The sequence below is a fragment of the [Limnothrix rosea] IAM M-220 genome (genome assembly GCF_001904615.1).
Classification (GTDB): domain Bacteria; phylum Cyanobacteriota; class Cyanobacteriia; order Cyanobacteriales; family MRBY01; genus MRBY01.
On record NZ_MRBY01000009.1, the window covers coordinates 79,600 to 102,464 of the forward strand.

At 45.2% G+C, this 22,865-nt stretch carries 21 protein-coding genes and 1 CRISPR repeat array; of the genes, 12 read left to right on the top strand and 9 right to left on the bottom strand.

What is annotated here, in order from left to right:
* Window positions 1-27 precede the first annotated feature (27 nt).
* A complete protein-coding gene (locus tag NIES208_RS05805) occupies window positions 28-609 on the top strand; it encodes a nicotinate-nucleotide adenylyltransferase (RefSeq protein ID WP_075890659.1) in 582 nt (193 codons plus the stop codon).
* Here the strand turns inward: NIES208_RS05805 and NIES208_RS05810 are convergent.
* Genes NIES208_RS05810 through dapB form a run of 3 tightly spaced genes read right to left on the bottom strand, consistent with a single transcriptional unit; the run spans window position 598 to window position 3,011 of the window.
* The gene (locus NIES208_RS05810; protein WP_075890661.1) at window positions 598-1,314 is read right to left on the bottom strand and encodes a phosphate ABC transporter permease; all 717 of its coding nucleotides are present in this window, start codon (window positions 1,312-1,314) and stop codon (window positions 598-600) included. The genes NIES208_RS05805 and NIES208_RS05810 overlap by 12 nt on opposite strands.
* Before the next feature lie 2 nt (window positions 1,315-1,316).
* Window positions 1,317-2,159 carry an RpnC/YadD family protein gene (locus NIES208_RS05815; RefSeq protein WP_075890663.1) on the bottom strand — a complete coding sequence of 281 codons (843 nt, stop codon included), beginning with the start codon at window positions 2,157-2,159 and terminating at the stop codon, window positions 1,317-1,319.
* A 24-nt stretch (window positions 2,160-2,183) separates the two neighbouring features.
* Complete coding sequence (gene dapB, locus NIES208_RS05820; protein WP_139324993.1) at window positions 2,184-3,011, bottom strand: 4-hydroxy-tetrahydrodipicolinate reductase; 828 nt, start codon at window positions 3,009-3,011, stop codon at window positions 2,184-2,186.
* Window positions 3,012-3,131: 120 nt separating this feature from the next.
* Between dapB and NIES208_RS05825 the strand changes: the two genes are divergently transcribed.
* The 3 genes from NIES208_RS05825 (at window position 3,132) to NIES208_RS05835 (ending at window position 5,896) form a co-directional block, all read left to right on the top strand.
* Window positions 3,132-4,463 (top strand): adenylosuccinate synthase, encoded by a 1,332-nt coding sequence (locus NIES208_RS05825; protein WP_075890667.1) that lies wholly within the window; start codon window positions 3,132-3,134, stop codon window positions 4,461-4,463.
* Window positions 4,464-4,524: 61 nt separating this feature from the next.
* Complete coding sequence (rplY, locus tag NIES208_RS05830; protein WP_075890669.1) at window positions 4,525-4,818, top strand: 50S ribosomal protein L25; 294 nt, start codon at window positions 4,525-4,527, stop codon at window positions 4,816-4,818.
* Between the two features lie 79 nt (window positions 4,819-4,897).
* Window positions 4,898-5,896 (top strand): aspartate carbamoyltransferase catalytic subunit, encoded by a 999-nt coding sequence (locus NIES208_RS05835; RefSeq protein WP_075890671.1) that lies wholly within the window; start codon window positions 4,898-4,900, stop codon window positions 5,894-5,896.
* Window positions 5,897-5,977: 81 nt separating this feature from the next.
* Here the strand turns inward: NIES208_RS05835 and NIES208_RS05840 are convergent, their stop codons facing one another.
* Window positions 5,978-6,385 (bottom strand): hypothetical protein, encoded by a 408-nt coding sequence (locus NIES208_RS05840; protein WP_075890673.1) that lies wholly within the window; start codon window positions 6,383-6,385, stop codon window positions 5,978-5,980.
* An 18-nt stretch (window positions 6,386-6,403) separates the two neighbouring features.
* Window positions 6,404-6,943, bottom strand: coding sequence for a hypothetical protein (locus NIES208_RS05845; RefSeq protein WP_075890676.1), 540 nt, complete (start codon window positions 6,941-6,943; stop codon window positions 6,404-6,406).
* A gap of 157 nt (window positions 6,944-7,100) precedes the next feature.
* On the opposite strand from NIES208_RS05845, the gene crtD reads away from it, so the two are divergent.
* Together crtD and recJ are read left to right on the top strand one after the other, a co-directional pair.
* Window positions 7,101-8,603, top strand: a complete 1,503-nt coding sequence (gene crtD / locus NIES208_RS05850) for a C-3',4' desaturase CrtD (RefSeq protein ID WP_075890678.1) — start codon at window positions 7,101-7,103, stop codon at window positions 8,601-8,603.
* A 130-nt stretch (window positions 8,604-8,733) separates the two neighbouring features.
* On the top strand, window positions 8,734-10,755 hold the full coding sequence (gene recJ, locus NIES208_RS05855) for a single-stranded-DNA-specific exonuclease RecJ (RefSeq protein ID WP_075890680.1): 2,022 nt from the start codon (window positions 8,734-8,736) through the stop codon (window positions 10,753-10,755).
* 83 nt (window positions 10,756-10,838) lie between these two features.
* Here the strand turns inward: recJ and psb30 are convergent, their stop codons facing one another.
* On the bottom strand, window positions 10,839-10,970 hold the full coding sequence (gene psb30, locus NIES208_RS05860; protein ID WP_075890682.1) for a photosystem II reaction center protein Ycf12/Psb30: 132 nt from the start codon (window positions 10,968-10,970) through the stop codon (window positions 10,839-10,841).
* A gap of 147 nt (window positions 10,971-11,117) precedes the next feature.
* Here psb30 and NIES208_RS05865 point away from each other — a divergent pair, with 147 nt between their 5' ends.
* A complete protein-coding gene (locus NIES208_RS05865; protein WP_075890684.1) occupies window positions 11,118-11,477 on the top strand; it encodes a YkgJ family cysteine cluster protein in 360 nt (119 codons plus the stop codon).
* A gap of 272 nt (window positions 11,478-11,749) precedes the next feature.
* Here the strand turns inward: NIES208_RS05865 and NIES208_RS19615 are convergent, their stop codons facing one another.
* Together NIES208_RS19615 and NIES208_RS19900 are read right to left on the bottom strand one after the other, a co-directional pair.
* Entirely contained in the window at window positions 11,750-11,884 is a 135-nt protein-coding gene (locus NIES208_RS19615) for a hypothetical protein (protein WP_282956310.1), read from the bottom strand.
* A 287-nt stretch (window positions 11,885-12,171) separates the two neighbouring features.
* Entirely contained in the window at window positions 12,172-12,489 is a 318-nt protein-coding gene (locus tag NIES208_RS19900; protein ID WP_084176548.1) for an inositol monophosphatase family protein, read from the bottom strand.
* 101 nt (window positions 12,490-12,590) lie between these two features.
* Between NIES208_RS19900 and NIES208_RS05875 the strand changes: the two genes are divergently transcribed.
* Both NIES208_RS05875 and NIES208_RS05880 read left to right on the top strand, forming a co-directional pair.
* A complete protein-coding gene (locus NIES208_RS05875; protein ID WP_075890685.1) occupies window positions 12,591-13,775 on the top strand; it encodes an NAD(P)/FAD-dependent oxidoreductase in 1,185 nt (394 codons plus the stop codon).
* Window positions 13,776-13,782: 7 nt separating this feature from the next.
* Window positions 13,783-14,463 carry an HAD-IA family hydrolase gene (locus NIES208_RS05880; RefSeq protein ID WP_075890687.1) on the top strand — a complete coding sequence of 227 codons (681 nt, stop codon included), beginning with the start codon at window positions 13,783-13,785 and terminating at the stop codon, window positions 14,461-14,463.
* A gap of 307 nt (window positions 14,464-14,770) precedes the next feature.
* Window positions 14,771-15,408: a CRISPR direct-repeat array (repeat unit 35 nt; unit sequence GTTTCAGTCCCCTTGCGGGGTGTGGGTTAGGAAAG).
* Between the two features lie 697 nt (window positions 15,409-16,105).
* Here NIES208_RS05880 and NIES208_RS05890 read toward each other — a convergent pair.
* A complete protein-coding gene (locus NIES208_RS05890) occupies window positions 16,106-17,548 on the bottom strand; it encodes a TIGR03985 family CRISPR-associated protein (protein ID WP_075890691.1) in 1,443 nt (480 codons plus the stop codon).
* A 68-nt stretch (window positions 17,549-17,616) separates the two neighbouring features.
* Between NIES208_RS05890 and crn3 the strand changes: the two genes are divergently transcribed.
* The 3 genes from crn3 (at window position 17,617) to NIES208_RS05905 (ending at window position 22,862) form a co-directional block, all read left to right on the top strand.
* A complete protein-coding gene (gene crn3 / locus NIES208_RS05895) occupies window positions 17,617-18,531 on the top strand; it encodes a CRISPR-associated ring nuclease Crn3/Csx3 (RefSeq protein ID WP_075890693.1) in 915 nt (304 codons plus the stop codon).
* A gap of 177 nt (window positions 18,532-18,708) precedes the next feature.
* Window positions 18,709-20,457, top strand: a complete 1,749-nt coding sequence (locus NIES208_RS05900) for a Cas10/Cmr2 second palm domain-containing protein (RefSeq protein ID WP_171971727.1) — start codon at window positions 18,709-18,711, stop codon at window positions 20,455-20,457.
* Complete coding sequence (locus NIES208_RS05905) at window positions 20,457-22,862, top strand: RAMP superfamily CRISPR-associated protein (RefSeq protein ID WP_216349364.1); 2,406 nt, start codon at window positions 20,457-20,459, stop codon at window positions 22,860-22,862. The genes NIES208_RS05900 and NIES208_RS05905 overlap by 1 nt, the downstream gene beginning before the upstream one ends.
* The last annotated feature ends 3 nt before the right edge of the window (window positions 22,863-22,865 follow it).

A 22,865-nucleotide genomic window follows, 5' to 3' on the forward strand; every position in this document is an offset into this window, starting at 1 on the left:
CCACCATCCCCATTTTTTTAGACCGAAATGACCCAAATAGCTCTCTTCGGTACCAGTGCCGATCCGCCAACCGTTGGCCACCAATCTATTTTGCGGTGGCTCAGCCAAAACTACGACCATGTAGCCGTTTGGGCAGCAGATAACCCCTTTAAAGAGCATGGTGCAACCATTGAACAACGCTACGTCATGTTGCAAATGCTCATCGATGACCTTGACTGTGATAAAAATGTCATACTCGACGAACGACTCGGCGATCGCCACAGCCTCAAAACCGTCAATACAGCCAAAGAAATTTGGGGCACAGACACCGAATACCTACTCGTCATTGGTTCCGATCTCGTCGATCAAATCCCCCGATGGTACCGCGCGAAAGATTTACTCAAGCAAGTCACCCTACTGATTTTTCCGCGTAAAGGCTATCCCATCCAGCCCGAAGCCCTCAAACAACTTTCATCCCTCAAAAGTCGTTGGCAAAAAGCAGACTACACACCGCCCCCCGTTTCATCCAGTGACTACCGCATCGCAGGCCAATCCGCCGTCGTCATTGAGGCGATCGCCAACTACATCACCCAAGAAAACCTGTACCCAGTAAACCAATCAAAAACCTAGCGGACGACGAGCGCGCGACTGAGGACGCGGACGCGGTGGCGGATTATTCTTACTTTTACCATAACGATAGCGGAGCTGTTCCCTCACATCCCAAAACACATCCCGCCGCACATAAGGGTACAAGCCCACCCACAAATTCAAACGCGGAATATAGGCATCTGTCACATTAATATTTCTGTCTAAATTACGATTATTTGAAAGGACTAAAAGCTCAACTGCCTGACCGGGTTTCAGAGACCGATGAACAGGAGCCACAGGTGCTTGAATTTTTGCTAAATATCCCTGCTTGTCGCCCACATCAATATTGATACGCCGCTCGCGATTTTCCACCTTTAAAAGCCGCCCCAACTTATCCACTTCCTCTTGGGTACGCACAATTTCTTCTGTCAAATAAACATCAAAAATTTTGCCCCGCCAAAAACAACAGTAGGGCAACCGTCGATAGCGAGCATTTTGGACACTAGCCGAATAAATAGGCGACCAAAACCAGTACAGACCACCAATAATCTGAGCAATCAACCGGATGGGCTCCGCACCCTTCCCCAAAATTGAACCCACAATAAAAATAATCACGACGAGCACAAAAGAAATTAACGCCCGCCGTAAAAAATCCTCTGTTTTTCCCCAGTAATATTGATACTGTTCTGCACTCGCAATCAGGGGAATCAGTTCGTCAAATTTCTCGCGAGTAATGGGAATTAACATACTTAGTTTGAACTTGATTCTTCAACATCTTGGTTTAAATATTGAAGAACATCAGCCTCAGAAATAGCCATGATTTCGGCGATCGCCTGAACCGTAAAATCTTTTTGAGCCAACCGTTGAATCACCTCTCTTTTTTCTTGTTCGATGCCCTGTTCAATGCCTTCTTTCAAGCCCATTATCTGACCCCGTTTGAGAATATCTTCATACCAAGGGGATTCCTGTAAAACACTCATATCCCACCTCATAATCTGTTGAACTAAGGGAATTTCTAGTACAAAACTAGCAAAAAATGCGAGGAGTGGTTCCAACTCTTGTAGATCACGATCTTGGCGCAAACGCCGGACTGCCTCACGAATAGGTTGTTCTGCATTACCATTTTTGAGAATCGGCACAAAGGGCAGTAGAGAAGCAATATCTTGTGAGAAAACTGTTGCAGTGTCTACTTCCCAGAGGTTAATGACATGATAGTCCTGCCTTGCCTGCAGACCCTTAAATACCGATTGGTAGCAGTGCGGAATTTGAGGATTTCGGGAAGGTTGGAGAATGTTAATCAGCACAGGATAAACAGGCAGATCAAATTTTTCTCGAGCAAGGGCAGCATAGGCAGCTATTCGCTGGGGCATCTGACTGTCATGGCGTAGCTGCAACTCATTGAGCAGCAGAAAATCTCCGTCATTAGGACAAGTAACACGTAGCAAGACATCACTGTCGCGACTCACCCACTGAAATTGAGGATCAAGGAATTCTCCAGAACGAAGATCTGGAGCTCCAATAATCCAGCGCACCCAAGCATCGGGGTTGAGACTAATTAGGCGCTTACTGCCAATGTCAGCGGATTTAGCCATTGATACCCTAACTTACTTAACGAACTAAATAATGTTTTCTAAGCCGTAGACAAGGGTTTGTAACTCAGTCACCTTACGAATAGAAAGCAACACACCCGGCATATAGCAAGAGCGATCGCTGGTGTCATGGCGCAGGGTATAAATCTGACCGGGCGCACCAAAAATCATTTCTTGGTGGGCGATTAAACCGGGGAGGCGAACGCTGTGGATGCGAATATTATCGTCGGTGACAGCGCCTTTCGCACCCGCCATTTCTTCCTTTTCTTCCACTTGAGCAGGATTAAATTGCTTGCCGAGCTCTGCCATCATCTGGGCTGTTTTGATGGCGGTTCCACTGGGAGCATCAGCCTTTTGGTTGTGGTGTAATTCAATGATTTCGACGTGATCAAAATACTGAGCTGCCTTTAAAGAAGCTTGCTGGAGTAAAACTACACCGATGGAAAAATTTGGAATGACCAACGCACCAGTACTGGCTTTTTCGGCAAACTCTTTCAGGTCTTCGATCTGTTCTTCGCTTAAACCCGTTGTCCCAACGACTGGACGCACACCATAGGCGATCGCCGCGCGGGTATTAGCATAGACACCACTAGGATGAGTGAAATCCACCATCACCCCCTGAATTTTCGACTGAGTTGCCATCACGAGAGAAGCCTCTAGGTCATTCACAATCGGAATCTCTAAAGGCCCACAGCCTGCAACCTCACCAACATCCTGACCCATAACACTGGGATTTTTATCTACCGCTGCAATAATCTCCATATCTTCCGCCGCAGCAACAGCTTTCACAACCTCACGACCCATCTTGCCGGCCGCGCCATTAATGACTACAGGAATTCGATTGGCATTGTCCATGATTAAACCCGAAATTTTTTTTACTTGTGAACCAGCTTAAAACTTTCTAAAGAGCTTGACACAAGATCGTTAAAGTCACAATAATTGTAGTTTGTGTGAATTAGTAGAGAAAACAAACCCTTGGCTAACGTAGTTGTCATTGGTGCCCAATGGGGTGACGAAGGAAAAGGAAAAATCACGGATTTACTCAGTAAGTCCGCCGATGTTGTCGTACGCTCTCAGGGGGGCGTTAATGCAGGACATACTGTCGTTGTGCAGGGACAGACTTTTAAGCTTCATTTAATCCCTTCCGGCATTTTATACCCAGATACAGAATGTATCATTGGCTCCGGTACAGTCATTGATCCGAAAGTGCTTTTAGAAGAAATTGCCCAGCTCCATAAGCTCGGCGTTTCGACAGATAACCTATTTATCTCCCAAACTGCCCATGTGACGATGCCCTACCACAGGCTCATCGACCAAGCCTCGGAAAAAATGCGGGGCGATCGCAAAATTGGCACAACAGGACGTGGCATTGGCCCAACCTACGCCGACAAATCTGAACGTATAGGTGTCCGGATCTTAGATTTGATGAACCTTGCCGAAGATGATGAAAAGTTCCGTTGGACTATCGAATATAAAAACATTATCCTCGAAAAACTTTATGAGCTAGACCCCCTCGACGCTGATGAGGTCATCGCAGAATACCGCGAGTATGCCGAAAAACTGCGTTCTCACATCGTAGACAGCTCCCTAAAAGTTGCCCAAGGCGTAAAAGCCAAAAAAAATGTCCTTTTTGAAGGAGCCCAAGGCACACTCCTCGATATCGACCATGGCACGTATCCTTATGTCACCTCCTCTAACCCTATCGCGGGCGGAGCTTGTGTCGGAGCCGGAGTCGGTCCCACCATTATTGACCGTGTGATCGGTGTCGCGAAAGCCTATACAACTCGCGTTGGAGAAGGGCCTTTCCCCACAGAACTAGAGGACGACATAGGTGAACTCCTCGGTCATATTGGGGCAGAATTCGGTACAACAACCGGCCGTCGTCGCCGTTGCGGTTGGTTTGATGCTGTAATTGGCCGCTATGCCGCGCGTATCAATGGTCTAGACTGTGTTGCGATCACGAAACTGGATGTCTTAGACACCCTTGAAGAAATCAAAGTTTGCGTTGCCTACGAAATTGACGGCGAAACTTGTGAACACTTCCCCAGTAATGCTACATTGTTTGCTCGTTGCAAGCCGGTCTATAAGACGATGCCCGGTTGGCAGCAACCAACGACTGAATGCCGTTCCTTAGAAGAACTACCGAAAGCGGCTTTGGCTTATCTGAAGTTCCTAGCAGAATTAATGGATGTGCCGATCGCCATTGTTTCTCTGGGAGCAGGTCGTGAGCAAACAATTATCGTTGAAGATCCTATCCATGGTCCGAAGCGAGCGTTGTTAGATCGTAACGGTGAGCCTGTTGCCTAAGGCATTTCGCTTTATCTCTAACTTTTTATCTTTTAACTCCTAATTTATCTGGTAATTTTCTATGTCTCTAACTATCGAATGTCAGCCTCGTCCTGAAGGCATTAATCCCCGCGCCCTTCGTCGTGATGGCCTTCTTCCTGTTAATGTCTATGGTCATAAAGGTGCTGACTCTGACGTTTTTGTTGTGAACTACAAAGAAGCATTAAATTTACTCAAGCAGGCAACGCCCAATGAAACCGTTGTTGAAGTAAAAACCCCTGACTGGTCTGGCTCTGCTGTCATTCGCGAAATCCAATCCCACCCTTGGAAGCGTAATCTTTATCACCTCAGCTTTTTCCACACTGAAGCTGCATAATGAGCAATATTTCATTCAGGTAAGATATGGAGGGCAATTTTAGCCCTCTTTTTTGTGGCGAAAATTTGGGAAGATAAAAATGACACAGGCAACTCAAGCTTGGACAAGACGACATATTCTGTCGCTAATGGATTTTTCGGTGGCTGAGCTGGATATGATTTTGCAGACGGCAGTCAGTTTTCGGGATGTGTTGTTTCGTCGTATGAAGAAGGTGCCAGCGCTGCAAGGTCAGGTTGTCACGAATATGTTTTTTGAACCGTCGACGCGCACGCGCAGCAGTTTTGAGCTAGCGGCAAAGCGTCTGTCGGCGGATGTGATGAATTTTTCGCCCGGTTCGTCCTCCCTCAGCAAGGGTGAAACGATCCTCGACACGGCAAAAACCTATTTGGCGATGGGGGCAGATATTATGGTGATTCGCCACAAACAGTCGGGAGTTCCCCAGGCGATCGCCCAAGAAATGGACAGAATTAAATCCGGTGTCAGTGTTCTTAATGCTGGTGATGGACTTCATGCCCATCCATCCCAAGCGCTGCTTGATTTATTCACAATTTGTCGGGTGGTTGACCCAGAAAATCCCCGCTGCGATTTACTTAAGGGGAAAAAGATTGCGGTTGTAGGCGATATTGTCCATTCGCGGGTAGCGCGCTCAAATATTTGGAGTTTAACAGCGGCAGGGGCTGAGGTTCATTTGGCGGCTCCTCCAACTCTATTACCAGAAGTTTTCCAAGAGTTTACAGCGGGTTCTGAACGAAAGTTATTTGTCCATTGGGAAATTGAACCTGCGATTCGAGATGCTGATTTTGTGATGACTTTGCGGCTACAACATGAACGAATGACAGCTCATCTTTTACCGAGTCTGCGGGAATATCATCAAAATTTTGGGATTACAGCGGAGCGACTTAAGCTCTGTAAACCAGAAGTAAAAATCCTCCATCCAGGTCCGGTTAATCGAGGCGTAGAACTTGCCTCGGACATTATGGATCATCCAGCTTTGAGTCTAGTTTCAGAGCAAGTAACTAATGGTGTCGCTGTTAGAATGGCGCTGCTTTATCTCATTGGCAGTAGTAAAAATAATTAGCCTGTAAATGTAGTGTGTGTTAGCGAAGCGTAACGCACAAAATAAGCCAAGATAAGCCTTTAAAAGGCGCGTTACATTTCATTAACGCACCCTACGATCTTTTTGGACATTGTTTAATAAAATTTCCATCAATAAATCAACTTTTTCTTCAAGGTTTTTCAATCTTTCTTCAGTAGATATTGAGTGAACATTTGGTACTTGCAAATCCTGAACTAACTTGAGCAGGTTGCCCCAGCTTCTTCGACATTTAATGCCATAGGCTTGTTGATAAGCTCGATATGCTTCATCGTAACTACCAAATGTTTCAAGCAAAAATTCCCGTGTAATTGTCTTTGGTTTTAAAACAGCTTTAGATTTTTCTGGTGGCTCTGCTAGTTGATTTAATCTTTCGTACAAATGAGCGGCGATCGCAAAAACTTTTGCAGTATTTTTTACATCTTGTTGATCAAAATCTTCTAGTTGATCAATTAATCTGCTAAATCTAGACATATACTTTCTTAATTATTATTAATCCCGTAAACTTCTCTGAGTATCTGCAACTCCAGAGCCCATTTGGGGTTTATCTTGATCCACTTCCAAAGAATTATCAATCTTTCCGAAATCTTGTGGATCATCAGAGAAAAATACTGTTTGTAAAAAACACCAAACAATATCAAACTTACCTCGTAAACTTTTTGTTGATTGGACTTTTTGAGCTGCAACCTTGACTTGAATTTCAATATCTCGTAGTTCTGCGATCGCCCTTTGTTTTTCAATTTGTAGACGCTGTTTTTCTAAGGCTAGAGTACGCAATTCATTACCTAGCTTATTGAGTTCTTGTTTGAGAGCAAGATTTTGTTCTTCTTGAACTTGAATATCTTCATGGAGCGATTCTATACCTTCACGATATTTCTGGTTCCAAGATTTCAACTTGCCGCGCGATCGCCGCATTGTTTTGATAACGTCGACAGCTAACTGCAAAGATTCATCATCACATCTTTCTTTAGCAAGTTTATAAAGATCTTTTACCTGTCGCTCAAGCTTTTCGTCGGTGGAATATTGGGTCATGTCTGTCCACAAAAAATTTGAATTTTAGGGCACTTTAAACGAACTTTGTGAGGAAATCTGTGATCTGATCACCATAACCCACGGTTTTCCTGTACTGATTTTGCCGCTCATTTTGAGTTATACCTAGAAAGTAACGAAATGTAACGAGCGATTCTTCATGACAGGTAAAACAGTCGCGGTAATTGGTGCGGGAATTGGCGGTTTGACCGCTGGGGCGTTGTTGGCAAAGCGCGGTTATGACGTGACTGTTTATGAGCAGGCGGCGATCGCCGGCGGTTGTGCTTCGACCTTTAAGCGTCGCGGCTTTACCTTTGATGTGGGCGCAACCCAAGTGGCTGGCTTAGAAGAAGGCGGCATTCACCACAGAATTTTTGAAGAATTAGGCGTGGATTTACCCGAAGCGACTTTTTGTGATCCAGCTTGTGCGGTGTTTTTACCGGGAGAATCTGAGCCGATTAATGTGTGGCGCGATCGCCAAAAATGGCATGAGGAACGTTTACGACAATTTCCGAAGAGCGAAAAATTTTGGGCATTATTGCAGACATTGTTTGATGCCAGTTGGAAGTTCCAATCCCGTGATCCGGTTGTGCCACCCCGCAATCCTTGGGATGTCGCGAAATTGGTACAGGCTTTGCGGCTGGATACCCTAGTAACAGTGCCTTTTACCTTAATGACGGTTTTAGATGCGCTGAAATTATGCGGAGTTGCTTCAGATAAACGCTTAAAAACATTTCTCGATTTACAGCTCAAGCTTTATTCGCAGGTGGATACTTCAGAAACCGCCTTACTTTACGGTGCAACGGCTTTAGCGGTTTCCCAAACACCCCAAGGTTTATTTCACCTCCAAGGCAGTATGCAAACCCTGAGCGATCGCCTCATTGAAGCCCTCGAAAAACATGGCGGTAAATTATTAACTCGTCATCGGATTAAAGAAATTAATCTTGGGGAAAATCAAACTGAAATCACAATTTTCAATCAACGTAAAAGGGAAATTTTTGAAGAGTCTTTTGACCATGTGGTGGCGAATACTACGGTACAAGATTTAAAAGATTTGGTCGAAAATCCTCCCGCTTCAATTTTCAGTCAGAGCTATCAAAAACGAATTAAAAACTTACCCGAACCATCCGGTGCATTCGTCATTTATTTAGGGGTAAAACAGGCAGCTATTCCAGAAAATTGTCCACCCCATCTCCAGTTTCTCTACGATCCGAAAAAAGCAATTGGCGAGAATAATTCTTTGTTTGTTTCTGTTAGCAAACCTAATGATGGTCGCGCTCCGGAAGGTTTTGCCACGATCATTGCGTCGTCTTTTGTTAATGCCGATCCTTGGTTTGGTGAAGGCTATGACGAAAGAAAAGAAAAATATACCAAAGAGGCGATCGCCCACTTGAGTTCTTATTTTGAGTTATCGCCCGAAAATATTGTGGTGCAAGAAGCCGGAACCCCTAAAACCTTCGCCCATTTCACTGCCCGTAAAAAAGGCTTTGTTGGTGGTGTGGGTCAACGTATTTCAACCTTTGCACCCTTTGGTTTAGCGACTCGCACCCCCTTTAAAAATATTTGGCTGGTGGGAGATTCCGTTCATCCCGGCGAAGGGACAGCTGGGGTGAGCTATTCGGCGCTGACTGCTGTGCGGCAAATTGAAGCTTGTTCTCGGTAAAAATAAAGGCGATCGCCCAGTGATTGTTCGTAATGATTTCGGTTCAATGAAATGTAACAGCTCGATCTATACGTCGTCTTGGGTAATAATATGAGACCGTGATTTTTGATGTGCTTTTTTGTGAGGCGAGATGTCGAGACTTCCCCAACAACGTTGGCGTATCGCCGCAAGTCAGCCCGAAATTGTTGCCGCTTTAGTGGAGGCCGTCGGTGTCAAACCCCTAGTGGCACAGGTACTGGCTAATCGTAATATTCGTACCCCTGAGCAAGCCAAAATTTATATCCAACCGGAAGTTGAGCGTTTGCCAGCCCCCCTAGTGGAGTTTGAAGATTTGACCCTGAGTGTTGAATTGCTACAGGAGGCGATCGCCACAGAAACCCTCATTGCAATTTGTGGAGACTATGATGCCGACGGCATGACCAGCACGGCGCTATTGTTGCGGGCATTACGCCATTTGGGAGCTAATGTCACCTATGCCATCCCTAGCCGTATGACCGATGGCTATGGCATTAACGAACGCATTGTCACAGAGTTTGCCGAGGCAGGAGTCGGCATTATTTTAACCGTCGATAATGGCATTTCTGCTTACAATCCTGTCGCTTTAGCAAGGGATTTAGGTCTAGATGTGATCATTACAGATCATCACGATTTACCAGAAAAATTGCCCCCAGCCAATGCCATTTTAAACCCCAAACTTATTCCCACAATGTCACCTTATTACGGTTTAGCAGGGGTGGGAGTTGCCTACGTTTTAGCGGTTTCTTTAGCCCAAGCTTTAGGGAAATTAGAAGGTTTAACCTCCCAAATTTTAGAACTATTTACCCTCGGAACGATCGCCGATCTTGCGCCCTTAACAGGAGTCAATCGTCGCTGGTTAAAACGTGGTTTAAAACTATTACCAAAATCAGATTTAGCCGGTGTACAAGCTTTAATGCAAATGGCCGGCGTAGATGAAAAACAAAAACAATTAAAGCCCGATGATATTGGTTTTCGCTTAGGCCCGCGCATTAACGCAGTCGGTCGTATTGATGATCCACAAAAGGTGATTGAACTATTAATCACTGAAGATGAAGGTATTGCCCTAGAACGGGCGATGCAGTGCGAACAAATCAATAAAGAGCGCCAACAAATGTGTGCTCAAATCGAAGAGGAGGCGATCGCCCTCGTCGAAGAAACTCCCATCGATTATCGTAGTTTGCGCGTATTAGTGCTATGTAAAAGCGGTTGGCACCACGGCGTAATCGGCATTGTGGCATCACGTTTATTAGAAAGATATGGCGTGCCCGTTTTTATTTGCACCGACGAAGAAGACGGACATCTCCGCGGTTCAGCACGGGGCATCGAAGAATTTAATATTTTTGATGGTCTTAATTATTGTAAAGATCTACTGGGGAAATTTGGTGGCCACAAAGCTGCTGGCGGCTTTTCTTTAGAAAAAAATAATCTGGAAAAATTCATTCAAAAGTTAAGTGAGTTTGCCCACAAATGTTTAGAACCTGAACATTTAAAACCCTTAGTGAATATCGATGCCGAAGCAACATTTACCGACCTCACACCCGATTTTTATCAGCAAATAGATAAGCTACATCCTTGGGGCATTGGTAATCGCGAACCTATTTTCTGGACACCGAATATTAAAGTTTTAGAGCAACGGGCAATCGGCAAAAATCATGTGAAATTTTCCCTCGGTCAAACGATTAATAATCAAACATTTTCCATTACGGCGATCGCCTGGCGTTGGGGGGACTATTATCCCCTGCCACGCACCATGGACATCGCCTACAAACTGAAAGAAAATCATTGGAATGATCAAACAAATCTTGAACTCGAACTGGTTGGAGCACGACCAAGTACCACTGTTCCATCGTCTGTAAATGACAGATTACAACCGTCGATGAGTAAGCCCGCACAGGTTCCGGAAAGTCCAGCGGCCAGTAACGGGGGAAAATCGTTCCGCTACAACAATCGCGTCTATATATGCCACCTCGAAAACCAAGGCAAAACCCTCAATATTCGTAATGACCAAGGTAAGCTCCTTGCGGTTCACAAAGGCAAGCGACAGGGCAAACTCGATGAGCAGGTTGTAGATGTGACTCGACCACCTTTTTTTCAGATGATAAAAATGGCGATCGCCACCCTAGAAAACCAATAAACCCACAAAAAAATAGCGACTAACTAAATCGTTAATCGCCATTAAAAATAGTTTTTTAAAAAATTTCTTTTATTAAAAGAGCATTACATATCGCCGCCGCGGGCCGCCAATAGAAAAATAATGACAGGGCCAGAAATGAGAATCAAAGAGACAAAAGTCAATTGAAAAATCACTTCAAAATTGATACTGCCAAAAAAACCTGTGATAAAATCCATATTTCTCCTATTCCTGAATTAAACAAAAAACAGGGTAAAAGTGTTTTTCCTAAAAATCATTGTCTATCATACCCTGTTGTCTACCGTGCTTTGCTGAGAATTGGAGAAAAACGATGAAGTTTTGTAACATGCTGGAGAATTACGGCGATGGCGACTTGGCAGTGTATTAAAAATTGTGGGGCTTGTTGCCATCTAGAACCGAGCGAACGCCCCGATCTTGAAGATTATCTTACCCCGGAACAGCTAGTTCAATATATGTCGATGGTGGGCGAAGACGGCTGGTGCATTAATTACGATAAAGACAACCGTAAGTGCTTGATTTATGCAGAAAGACCGCGATTTTGTCGGGTTTTGCCAGAAACCTTTGACGAAATGTTTGAGGTCTCTAAGGATGAGTTACAACAATTTGCCATTGACTGTTGTGTGGAACATATTGAAAGTATCTATGGCGATGAGAGCTCAGAAATGGAACGGTATGTCACGAAAGTCGTGAAGGCGAACTCTTGATTCTCGGAATTTTTAGGCAATACAACTAGCTTTGTTTGGTCAAAAAAAATAAATTTTTAGTTATTAAGGCTAGGGCTAGAGTTCAAATTTGAAGTTATTTTTGTTTCCTTTTAAAGAGGGAAAAATATCTATTTCAAATTAAATTTTCCATAAAAAAGAGTATCAGCCCAAGGATTCTGATACTCCGAAAAAATGTATACTAGCGATTAATTTAATGGAATTAATGGCGATGATTTTAGAGATTTAAGCCTAAATAATTCTATTTAATCAAATTAATCAAATTTCGCATAGGGTTCTCCTTCAAAGGGTTGTGCCCCGATTTCTGGCACTGGTTCTTCGTTGGGCGAAAAAATACGGGCGATCGCCTGCGATAGGTAACGAGTTAAGTTTTCTAGTAGCTTGCTCATCGGGAATACCTCTACAGTTTTATGTTTTCGGAGGAGTCACTAAGTCGCAGAAAAATAGGTCATTGCGTCCCTAAGCAGCTCCTCAGGATTACTTATGTTAGACAGTAAACTTAGACAAAATATCGGCTTTTGTGACTTCGTTATTGGCCTAGAAGCTTGCCTAATCTAATCTTTATTATCGGCTAAGCAGTTTCTTTTAAATGGGAGAAGTATTTTTTCTTGAAATAGCTTTAGGTTAAACAAGATAAATATGAGTGTAGACTTCTTAAAGTGTTGCGAATCTTAAACTACTTTTTTCGTGATTTTTGTGCCAAGATTGCCTGATGCGCCCAAATTAAGGCAATGGTTACCCCGAATAGGGGCAGTTGTCGCGAAAAATTTACTGTGCCATCGATGGGGCCAATGATCCAGAATTGCGCTGGCAAAATCGTACGTTCGGAAAACGTTTCTTCTCCTAAAACCGGAATCTCTGGCGTTAGCTCTGTCAGTAAAGCCTGCAGGGTGTTCTCGATATGATGATCTTTGTCTAGGGCAAAATCCCTTATGCCTTTTTCGAAAACTTGGTGTTCTGTGGCGATAATGGTTGAGCGGTAGAGATTTGTAATTCATCTAACTGGCGAAAAGTACGGCGATCGCCCCATGGCGAATAACCCGATGAGAAAAATTAAGGCACAATGAACAAGAGTTGAGAAAGCCCAAATTATTCATGAGCCAAAAGCACATCGTTATTATCGGCGGCGGTTTTGCCGGATTGTACACAGCCCTGCGTCTGATGGACTTTCCTTGGGATGCTGCAACCCGTCCTGAGATTACCCTAATTGATCGTCAGGATCATTTTGTGTTTAGTCCCCTGCTCTATGAATTAATTACCGAGGAAATGGAGCCATGGGAAGTGGCACCTCGTTACGCCAAACTTTTAGAAAATAGTTTTATTAAACATCTCCAAGCGCAAGTGACTAGCGTCGATGTGGCTGCGCAAACGGTGATTTGTGACGATCAAGTTAATGTCGCCTACGATTATTTGGTCATTGCAGCGGGGGGCACAACGAAAATTATCGACATCCCCGGCCTCAAGGAAAATGCAATTCCCTTTAAAACCTTAGATGACGCGCTACGCCTTAAGGAAAAATTACGCCTTTTAGAACAGTCTGATGCTGAAAAAATTCGGGTAGCTGTAGTTGGCGGCGGCTATAGCGGTGTGGAATTAGTTTGTAAATTAGCAGATCGCCTAGGCGATCGCGGTCGTCTCAGGCTCGTAGATCGAGGGACTGAAATTTTAGAAAATACTCCCAAGTTTAACCAAACCGCAGGTCGAGAAGCCCTCGAAGCTAAAAAAGTTTGGGTGGACTACGAAACAAGCGTTGTTGCCCTGACGGATAAAACCATTAGCCTCGAATATAAAGACAAAGTCGATGAGCTCCCTGTCGATCTGGTGATGTGGACAGTCGGTAATGCGATCGCCCCGTGGATTAAAGATTTAGCCTTGCCCCATGCGGACAATGGACGGCTAGAAATTTCTAAACATTTACAAGTGAAAGACCACCCCCATATTTTTGCCCTCGGCGATGTGGCTCAGCTGGAAAAAGAAATACCCATGACCGCACAAGTGGCAATTCAGCAGGCGGATGTGTGTGCCTGGAATTTACGATCCCTCATCGAAGAGAAGCCACTACTCACCTTTAACTTTTTTAATCTCGGTGAAATGCTGACCCTCGGCGAAGATAATGCCACCCTCAGCGGACTGGGCATCGAGCTAGACGGCAACCTTGCCCACCTCGCCCGCCGAATGGTTTATTTATATCGATTACCAACTTGGCAACATCAGCTCAATGTTGGGCTAAATTGGATGGTGCAACCTTTGGTAAAGTTGTTGGCAAATCAGGAGTCGTAGGGACAATATGAAGCAAAAGCCGAAGGTGATTTTTTTCGACGCAGTGGGCACTTTATTTGGTGTCAAAGAAGGTGTGGGAAAAACCTATGCCAAAATTGCTAAAAAAAATGGCGTAGAGACCGATCCAGATGTCCTTGAAAAGGCTTTTCGTGCGGCATTTAAGCGATCAAAAGCGCCCATTTTTCCCGGTGTGGATTCATTTCAAATTCCCGAAAAAGAGTTTCAATGGTGGGAGGCGATCGCCCACGATACCTTTAAAGAAGCGGGTGTCATTGACAAATTTGAAGACTTTCCCGGATTTTTCACCCAGCTTTACGCCCACTTTGCCACGCCTGATCCTTGGTTCGTGTTTCAGGATGTTATGCCTTCGATTAAAATTTGGCACGCCCAAGGCATAGAGCTAGGTTTAATCTCGAATTTTGATTCTCGCCTCTTCGCTATTGTCGAGTTGCTTGATATGAAGCCGTATTTCAGCAGTATTACGATTTCCTCTATTGTCGGAGCTGCGAAACCTGACAGCAAGATGTTTTTGTCCGCCCTCGATAAACACAATTGTTTACCATCCCAAGCGTGGCACATTGGCGATAGTCAGCTAGAGGATTATGAGGGGGCGGTAAAACTAGGTATGAAGGCGTTTCTTTTAGAGCGATCGCCAGAGCAACGTTTCCCCTATAGTCGTCAAGATTAATATTTTTTGCTTTGGGTCGTCTTGTAGGGCGATCGTTTAAAAAAACAACTTTTAGATTTTCTTACTTTTTTCTGACGAAATATTCATTGTTTTTAGTTCAAAATTTTCAATTTCGGTACTCTTTGGGGGACTGAAATTAAAAAAGGCATTTTCCAGTCATTCTCTAGTAATCAAGCGCATTTTATTTTCTGAGTCTCCTCATGAGGTGAGTTCTCAAGAAAAGTCCCCCTTTCAAAGGGGGATTTAGGGGGATCCTCTTTAAGTTACGCAACTATTTTTAGCTTTTGTGGCGATCGCCTGAGACGAGATTTCAGTCCCCTTGCGGGGTGTGGGTTAGGAAAGTGAGGAGCCGATCATTATTGAGACTGAGTTAGTGCAGCAGTTTCAGTCCCCTTGCGGGGTGTGGGTTAGGAAAGGGTGAAGGTGGCGGAGTCAGACTGGCTGAAGTTGCTTTGCCTTAGTTTCAGTCCCCTTGCGGGGTGAGGGTTAGGAAAGTCCTGTGGTTGCTCCAGCTCCTGTGGTTGCTCCAGCTGTTTCAGTCCCCTTGCGGGGTGAGGGTTAGGAAAGTTCTAAACTCACTCTCTTTGCTGTTCTCGGTCTTTCCATCCCCGTTTCAGTCCCCTTGCGGGGTGAGGGTTAGGAAAGATGGGGAACTTTTAAGTTTACCATTTCCGGATCTCAGAGGTTTCAGTCCCCTTGCGGGGTGTGGGTTAGGAAAGGTTGTTGCACTTGTAAAGGCCACTCGTCTTGCCAAGCTTTCCGTTTCAGTCCCCTTGCGGGGTGTGGGTTAGGAAAGACTTGATCCAGGTGATTCGGGTACGGCAGCACTAGACTCAGGTTTCAGTCCCCTTGCGGGGTGAGGGTTAGGAAAGCTGGTATTACTTCAGGTGGAAATATTAATATTTACGCCGTTTCAGTCCCCTTGCGGGGTGAGGGTTAGGAAAGGGCTCCATTTTTAGCCCTTGCTGTGACTGGCTTTCAACCCCCTGATCCGACATAGGTCGAAAATTGAGTGAAAATTGAGCCAGAAATCCATAAAAACAAAGAAAAAAAGAGGCTAGAACCCTTACACAGTAGGCGACCGACGGAGGTCAACGAAAGAATAGGGGTTTCAGCGATCCACCGACCTGTGTCGGTTTCGGCTGAGTTGTCCATAGCTTACCAAAGATTTTTGGTTGTGGAGCAGCATTTGTGAATTAGTTAGAAAACTTTGCCTCAGACCTTTTGAAGTCTTTTCAATGTTGCGTGACTTAATCGAAACCCCTTCCGCCTTCGGCACCTTCCCCAAGGAAGGACAAAACTATTTTTACCTTTGGAAGGGGGACTTGAGTTTTTTTGGTGGTTTCGTAATCTGTCCAAAGCTATTCTTCGTAGGAAAAACTTTCCCAAGGAAAGACAAAATTATATTTTTCGTTTGTGCCGAAACGTAGATCCCCCTAAATCCCCCTTTGAAAGGGGGACTTGAGCTTTTTTGTTTGTTGCGTAACTTATCGAAACCCCTTCCGACCTGTCGGCCACCTTCCCCAAGGAAGGACAAAACTATCTTTAACTTTGGAAGGCGGACTTGAGCTTTTGAGGTGGTTTTGTAACCTGTCGAGAATCCTTCCCTCATACAAAAAACTTCCCCAAGGAAGGACTTTATTTAATCCCGATAAAACTGCGACTCGATCGCCACTTCCTCGCGCATCTTCTCCCGCACTACCAAAGGCGCAAGCACCTCCCCATTCGGTCGCCAATCCCGCAAGCGCATCAACACATTCGTATCCCGCCACCGAATCCAGCCCCCATAATAAGCATCCTCCGGCGATCGCCTCTCAATAAGAGCCAAAATTTTCCGCCGCTCCTTTATGTCAGAAAAATGCGCTTCCACAACCTGCCGTAACTCTCCATAGGCCAAACACTTAAACGTCGGATGCCGTACCGAGTCCGCCACATACCACCGCGCAAACTTCCGCGCAAACCGCATAATCAAAAATACCTTTGGCAAATAAAAATCAAACCCCCAAGCCTCCTCCAAAGCCGACTCAATCTCCGCCGAAGTCGGTAGCCGTCCCCTGTCGCGGAGAAGCTTTAGAGCTGCCGGAATTTCTGTAGACCCCCAAGGCAAAACCTTTAACTGCGGCGAGATGATGCGATCCAGACGGTAGTTGTGCCATTCCAGCTCATCCGTCCCATTCAGACGATAAGCACTGAGATATTTCGCCCGACGAATGTAATGCAGACAGACCGGATACACCGTAGCCGTTACGAGCCTCTCCTGCCGCGCCACCCAAGTCTCAAACTGAATCACCGCACCCTGCGGCATTTCCCAGAGCCGTTCGAGGGTCACTTGATAGTCATCAACCCGCTCCTGAGTTTGATCCGGCAAAATATAGTCCAAATGCACAAACAATCGCTGCTGCACCGACGGCATAGAACCCGATTGCGTTACCTGCTGCCAGAGCCGATCCGCCATAATTTCCAGATTTGGCTGCACAAAGGCGATCGCCTGAAGCACATGGAGGAGATCCCGCTGTTGAGCCGTTGCGAGGGGAGCCGCGACAGTATTCACCAATAAATTTGGCGGTGGTTTCGGCAAAGCTTGGAGCACTTTAAGTTGATAACGACCCTGTTTCGGCTTCTCTAGCCAACCCGTTTCCACAAGATATTTCAAATCATCCCGTAGCGACCGATGCACCGTCTGAAACGGAAAAGCAGCAATATTTTTTTCTAACTCCGATGCACTAAAACCTGCTAACTGAGCCACCCGTTCTAACCACAACTGTCGATCTAGACTCACCTGCGCAAACACTAATTCCCCCGCCGTCCGCTGACAGATACAATCCGAGTTCGCACAAGTCGCCGATACAGCCTCGCGGGTGCTCTGTTCCTGAAGATTATGGGTCGGCGCAAACAGGCGATCGCGCAACTGAGGATAACTAAACGGCTGCGGCAAACTAGACCGCCAATCATATTCAGGCAAATAGAAACGCGTAATCAGAAACCAAAGACGAATGCTCCGCCCAAACCGATTGCCCAGCTGACCACCACTGAGCCAACCCAGTAATTCTGGCGTGGGCTTGGCTAAATACTCGATGTCCACCATTTTTTTTGAAGACCCCTCTTCAAGCTATGGATCATACTAAAACCAGTTTTTCATTCCCAGCGTTCGCAATGGACACCCCCACTATTCAGCTTCATCTTTCACCATCGCGACAGTACCAAAATTTGTCCTATCAGGTCTTGAGGATCGAACTCACCGCAGGCGATCGCCTCACCAACCCCGGCGAATTACCCAAGCTCAGTATTCCTGCCCACCTAGATACTAGAGGCGGCGTGATCATTTCCGGTCGTGCCCCCATCTGGCTTTATAGCTACCTCGTCCATGAACTACACCCCACCGCCTGGGTCGCCTGCTATGACCCCAGACTAGGCGCAGTTGTCGTCGCCACCCACTCCACCCAAACCACCATTGGGCAAGTTTTACCCATTAACCCAAACGATGTCCCGCCCGCTCAACATTTATCCCCCGCTGTCATGATCGTTGGCCCACCCGATAGCGGCAAAAGCGTTTTATCCCACAGCCTATTTCAAGCTTTAATTCCCCAATATCCAAACATTTATCTAGAGCGGGCAAACTGGGATGGCGAAGGCAACTGGATTCTCGAAACGCCCCTCACCCCCATTCAACAAAAAGAACACAAACTCAAAAATAAAGGCAAACCGACAGAGACATTTTTTCAAGTCCATGCCCAAGGTATCCTCAACCTCCGTCGCCAAAAAGACCTAGTACTCGTCGATGTTGGGGGACGCATCGACCCACAAAAAGACCCAGTCCTAGAAGCCTGTAGCCACTACCTCATTATCAGTTCCAAACCAGAGGCGATCGCCGGATGGCATGAATTTTGTCGAGATCGCGGTAATCTCACTCCCCTCGGTGTCATTCACAGCACCCTAGAAGACACCCTAGAAATCCATCAACAAGAACCCTATTTTGAAATCACTTGTGGTTCGTGGCAAAGGGGAAAAGAGACGACAATTCCAGACATTGTTTTGAAACGTTGCCGGACATTAATTTTCTCCCGCTAACTCATGCGGTTCCTAACGTCTACGACACACTACTAGAGAGGCTAGCCTTTATCGTTTTTCCAGAAAATCGCGAACCAAGCGAAAATCTCAAGTCCCTTAATAAGGGGGATATAGCAGGATCCTAAGTCTCAGACTTAATTGAACTTGATTTGTAAATTGCTCAATGGATTGGAACAAATGGCGAATTATTATTTAGTACTTCTCGAAACATCTGGTAATCAAAATTTTATTTTTTCGACCAATAAACTCAAAGAGAATATCGGTGCTTCAGAGTTAACCTATCAAGCTGGCACTTTTTGGGTAAGTTGGGCTGTAGATCAGGTGAATCAACAAACAAGCTTTAAAAAATGTTCTTCTTCTGAAGAATTTAGAAAAGCATTAAACAGTCAATCTAAATTAGAAGAAACGCCAACACAAAATGCAGAAATTTTAGTGGGTGCTTCAGGCAAAGCATTGGTGCTCACTCGTTCTGAGGAAATAGCAAAGAAAATTATTGGGCAAGTTACCCATAGAGCATTAAAAAAAGCACCCGGCTTAGATATTGCTGGTGTATTTGTTCCAGTAGAAGATTGGGGCAAGGATGGTTCTCTGCATCAGGCGATCGCCGAGGTTCACAAAGAATTTGAAAAGATGCGATCTGGTCGTCCATCACCGATCAATCGATTTTTGAGATTACCGATTATTGCTGACTGTGCCGTTAGTGAATTACCTGCCGGCACATTTGAAAAATTAACGAAAGCACAAGAACACGACGGAAAAACACCCAGCAGAATTTCTCTAGTTAGTTCAGTTAAAAGAGAAATCGCTCCCAAAGCCATCGAAAGATTGCAGGCGATCGCCAAACCCTATCAACTTTTTAGGACTATCAATGATTTAGAAAAATTTGAAGAAGAGTTATCTTGGCTGGCGATCGTCCATGCTGATGGCAATGGCTTAGGGCAGATTTTCCTGAATCTGGATAAATACATTGATACAGATAATCGCATCTATGCTGACAAGTTCAGGGATTTTTCCCTCGCTCTGGATGAATGTACAGAAGCCGCTTTTCGGTCAGCACTTAGTGTTTTTGCTGACGATAAACCTGATGAAAAAGACAAAAAAGCAATACCAATCGTGCCGCTGATTGTTGGTGGCGATGATCTAACCGTTGTTTGTCACGGAGAATATGCCCTCGAATTCACACGGGTTTTCTTGCAAGAGTTTGAAAAGCAAACTGCTGATCATAAGGATATTAAGGCGATCGCCAAAAAAGCATTTGGTGTGGGTAAATTGTCCGCTTGTGCAGGCATATCTATTATCAAACCCCATTTCCCGTTCTCTGTGGCCTATCACCTCGCGGAAAGACTGATCAAATCAGCCAAAACAGTCAAAGAAACAGTCACTTGTGTACCCACTGATCAAATTGAGGAAAATACGCCGTTTCCCTGCTCTGCCATTGACTTTCATATTCTCTACGACAGTAGTGGCGCAGACTTTGACGAGATTCGCGATCGCCTAACACCCGAAAAAAATGTCTATCTCCACAATCGTCCCTATGTGGTGAGTGAAGCATTAGAAGAAGCAGAAGATACAGGGCAACAATGGGCAGCAAGCCATGATTGGTCAGCTCTGGCAACAAAGATCGAAGAACTCAATCGCTCCGAAACTGATCCTAAATATAAAGACCGACCCAAGTTAGCCCGTAGCCAGTGTGGTGAGCTTAGAAGTGCGTTGCATATTAATAAAAAAGTCGCTGATGCTAAATATCAACTCATTCGCCAACGCTATCACACCCAAATCTTTGAAGAAGATCAAACCCAAAAGTCTCTATTTCATCAGGACAGTGATCATCATTATTCGACTTCCTTCCTTGATGCCCTCGATGCTAGAGATTTTTTGACAAATGCTGAAAATGTCGACAACCGGACAACAGGAGATGATCAATAATGCCACAGTTACCACAAAATCTTAGTTTCACAATCCAAATAAAGATGACCAGTGACTGGCACGTCGGTTCTGGTAATGGTTATGGAGAAGTTGATAGTGCCGTCCAGCGAGATCACGATAATTTGCCTTACATTCCAGCGAAAACTTTAACGGGGATTCTGCGGGATGGTTGCGAGCAGGCGGCAATCGCCCTTGATGGTGGCAAAAAAACGGGTCAATGGCATAACTGGATTAATTTTATTTTCGGTGACCAACCCGCTCTAGCTGAGGGAGCTATCGAACCTGCCCCGCGTCCCGCCGTCGTTTCCATTGGGTCAGCCTATTTGGATAATGATTTGCGAGATGCCCTCAAAGCGAAGAAGGGACTAAAAGAGGCGATCGCCTTCATTAAACCCGGTGTTGCGATTGATCCAAAAACTGGTTCTGCTGAACCTCAATGCCTGAGATTCGAGGAGGTTGTCAGAATGGGCGCGGTATTGAATGCAGATATCGGTCTAGACTTTTCCCCATATGAACCTGTTGACCAAACGACGAAAGAAATTGTTTATGCTTTGATCCTTGCTGGTACAAAACTCGTAGAAAGACTAGGCGGTAAGCGACGACGGGGGAATGGTAATTGCGAAATTACAACAGATGCGAGTAGAGATAAATGGTTGCGATGGTTTAAAGATAATTATTCAGATATCGAAGAACCGCCATCATTCAACAAAGAAGAATCTGCGGACGAAGATAACTCTCTTCTTGTTCAAAATCCCCAACCAATAACAGTAAACAATACGGAAACATGGTGGCGCATTCCGTTGAGAATTAAAACACTTTCTCCTGTCGTCATTCCCAAACGTACTGTCGGTAACGTTGTTGAATCTTTGGATTACATTCCCGGACGCTATTTCATTGGTCATCTGCACCGCAAAATTGGTCAATCTCTAGATTTAAATGGGGCGATCGCCACCAATCAAATCATCATTACCAATGCCACAGTCGAAATAGCTGGAAGAGCAGGGAAACCAACGCCATTTTGTTTATTTGGCAAAAAGCTTGGCGGTGGCTTGAGCAAAGGGAAAAGTGTTTATAACCGTTTCGTCGAAGCAGAACCTAAGGGCATTCAACTGAAAGGCGAACGAGGTGGATATGTTGGTGCTTTTGATGACGAGCAGCTCCCTGATCACCACAGCATCAAACTAGGAGTTAATACCCACAACACTGTTCAAGATGAAGTGCAGCGACCCACCAGTGATGTCGGCGGTGTTTATAGCTATCAGGCGATTCCCATAAACACCATTTTTCGAGCGGAGATTCGTATTCCTCAAAGTCTGAAAACAGAGCTTGATCAAACACAAGACTGGCAGAATAAGCTCGATGGAATTTTACGCATTGGTCAGTCAAAAAAAGATCAGTACGGCAAAATTAAAATTTCCGTTGAGCGTCCAGAAGCCTTACCCACTCAAAAATCCCTCAAGGGAAATCTGCTATCTCTTTGGTTTCTCTCAGATGTGCTGCTACGGGATGAGCGTCTGCAACCCACAACCGATCCAGAGGTTTTGCGACAGGTTTTAGAAAAAGAATTACAGGTTACTCTCACCAAACGCGATGATGACGAATTAATGTCACTGATGATGCGATCGCAGCGTAATGAATCATGGCAAGTGCGTTGGGGTCTGCCGCGTCCGACCATGCTCGGTTGGCAAGCTGGGAGCTGTCTGGTTTATCAAGTTGAGGGGGATATTAATCCACAGAAATTAGCAGAGTTAGAAGCAAAAGGCATTGGCGATCGCCGGGTGGAAGGTTACGGACAAATTAGCTTTAATGATCCACTACTCACCGCAGAGTTATCAAAATTAGAGCGAGAAGATTCAAAATCCCAGCCTGATTCTTCGCCACCACAACCCATTGCCAGTAACAGTAAATCTTTTGAATATGCCCGGCTCATTGAAACAGCTGCATGGCGTAAAAAAATTCAGGATATGGCACTGGCGATCGCCGCAGATCCAGAAAAACGAGAAGAAATTCTTGGACTCAGAATTACTGACGATCAAAGTCATCCATCCATGAGCCAGCTTGGAGGTCTGAGATCTGTTATCCGTAACCTCCAAAGTCCCCAAGATATCAGCAAAGTAACGAGTTGGTTTGATGCCCTCAAAAAGACGGCTAACCGAAGAGAAAAATGGGATAAAACCGACGATGGTCTCGACAAAATCAGAACGCTCGTGACGAACGATCAAATTATTTGGAGGCATTTTTCTGACATTAACTGGCAGTCAATCAAAATTACGGAGGATGGTAAGTCAAGCCTAAAAACTGAACTCTGGGCAGAAGCCGTTAGAACTCTAGTTGATGCCATCGTCCGGGGTCACAAGCGGGATTTAGAGAAAGCACAAGACAACATTCGCGAGGAGGCAGCATAAACC

Coding starts and splice junctions, on each gene's coding strand:
- NIES208_RS05845 (WP_075890676.1), bottom strand. CDS start 6,943: ATGACCCAATATTCCACCGACGAAAAGCTTGAGCGACAGGTAAAAGAT.
- NIES208_RS05810 (WP_075890661.1), bottom strand. CDS start 1,314: ATGTTAATTCCCATTACTCGCGAGAAATTTGACGAACTGATTCCCCTG.
- NIES208_RS05805 (WP_075890659.1), top strand. CDS start 28: ATGACCCAAATAGCTCTCTTCGGTACCAGTGCCGATCCGCCAACCGTT.
- psb30 (WP_075890682.1), bottom strand. CDS start 10,970: ATGGATTTTATCACAGGTTTTTTTGGCAGTATCAATTTTGAAGTGATT.
- NIES208_RS05815 (WP_075890663.1), bottom strand. CDS start 2,159: ATGGCTAAATCCGCTGACATTGGCAGTAAGCGCCTAATTAGTCTCAAC.
- NIES208_RS05890 (WP_075890691.1), bottom strand. CDS start 17,548: ATGGTGGACATCGAGTATTTAGCCAAGCCCACGCCAGAATTACTGGGT.
- NIES208_RS05865 (WP_075890684.1), top strand. CDS start 11,118: ATGGCGACTTGGCAGTGTATTAAAAATTGTGGGGCTTGTTGCCATCTA.
- rplY (WP_075890669.1), top strand. CDS start 4,525: ATGTCTCTAACTATCGAATGTCAGCCTCGTCCTGAAGGCATTAATCCC.
- dapB (WP_139324993.1), bottom strand. CDS start 3,011: ATGGACAATGCCAATCGAATTCCTGTAGTCATTAATGGCGCGGCCGGC.
- NIES208_RS05840 (WP_075890673.1), bottom strand. CDS start 6,385: ATGTCTAGATTTAGCAGATTAATTGATCAACTAGAAGATTTTGATCAA.
- crn3 (WP_075890693.1), top strand. CDS start 17,617: ATGGACACCCCCACTATTCAGCTTCATCTTTCACCATCGCGACAGTAC.
- NIES208_RS05900 (WP_171971727.1), top strand. CDS start 18,709: ATGGCGAATTATTATTTAGTACTTCTCGAAACATCTGGTAATCAAAAT.
- NIES208_RS05880 (WP_075890687.1), top strand. CDS start 13,783: ATGAAGCAAAAGCCGAAGGTGATTTTTTTCGACGCAGTGGGCACTTTA.
- NIES208_RS05905 (WP_216349364.1), top strand. CDS start 20,457: ATGCCACAGTTACCACAAAATCTTAGTTTCACAATCCAAATAAAGATG.
- recJ (WP_075890680.1), top strand. CDS start 8,734: ATGTCGAGACTTCCCCAACAACGTTGGCGTATCGCCGCAAGTCAGCCC.
- crtD (WP_075890678.1), top strand. CDS start 7,101: ATGACAGGTAAAACAGTCGCGGTAATTGGTGCGGGAATTGGCGGTTTG.
- NIES208_RS05875 (WP_075890685.1), top strand. CDS start 12,591: ATGAGCCAAAAGCACATCGTTATTATCGGCGGCGGTTTTGCCGGATTG.
- NIES208_RS05835 (WP_075890671.1), top strand. CDS start 4,898: ATGACACAGGCAACTCAAGCTTGGACAAGACGACATATTCTGTCGCTA.
- NIES208_RS19615 (WP_282956310.1), bottom strand. CDS start 11,884: ATGAGCAAGCTACTAGAAAACTTAACTCGTTACCTATCGCAGGCGATC.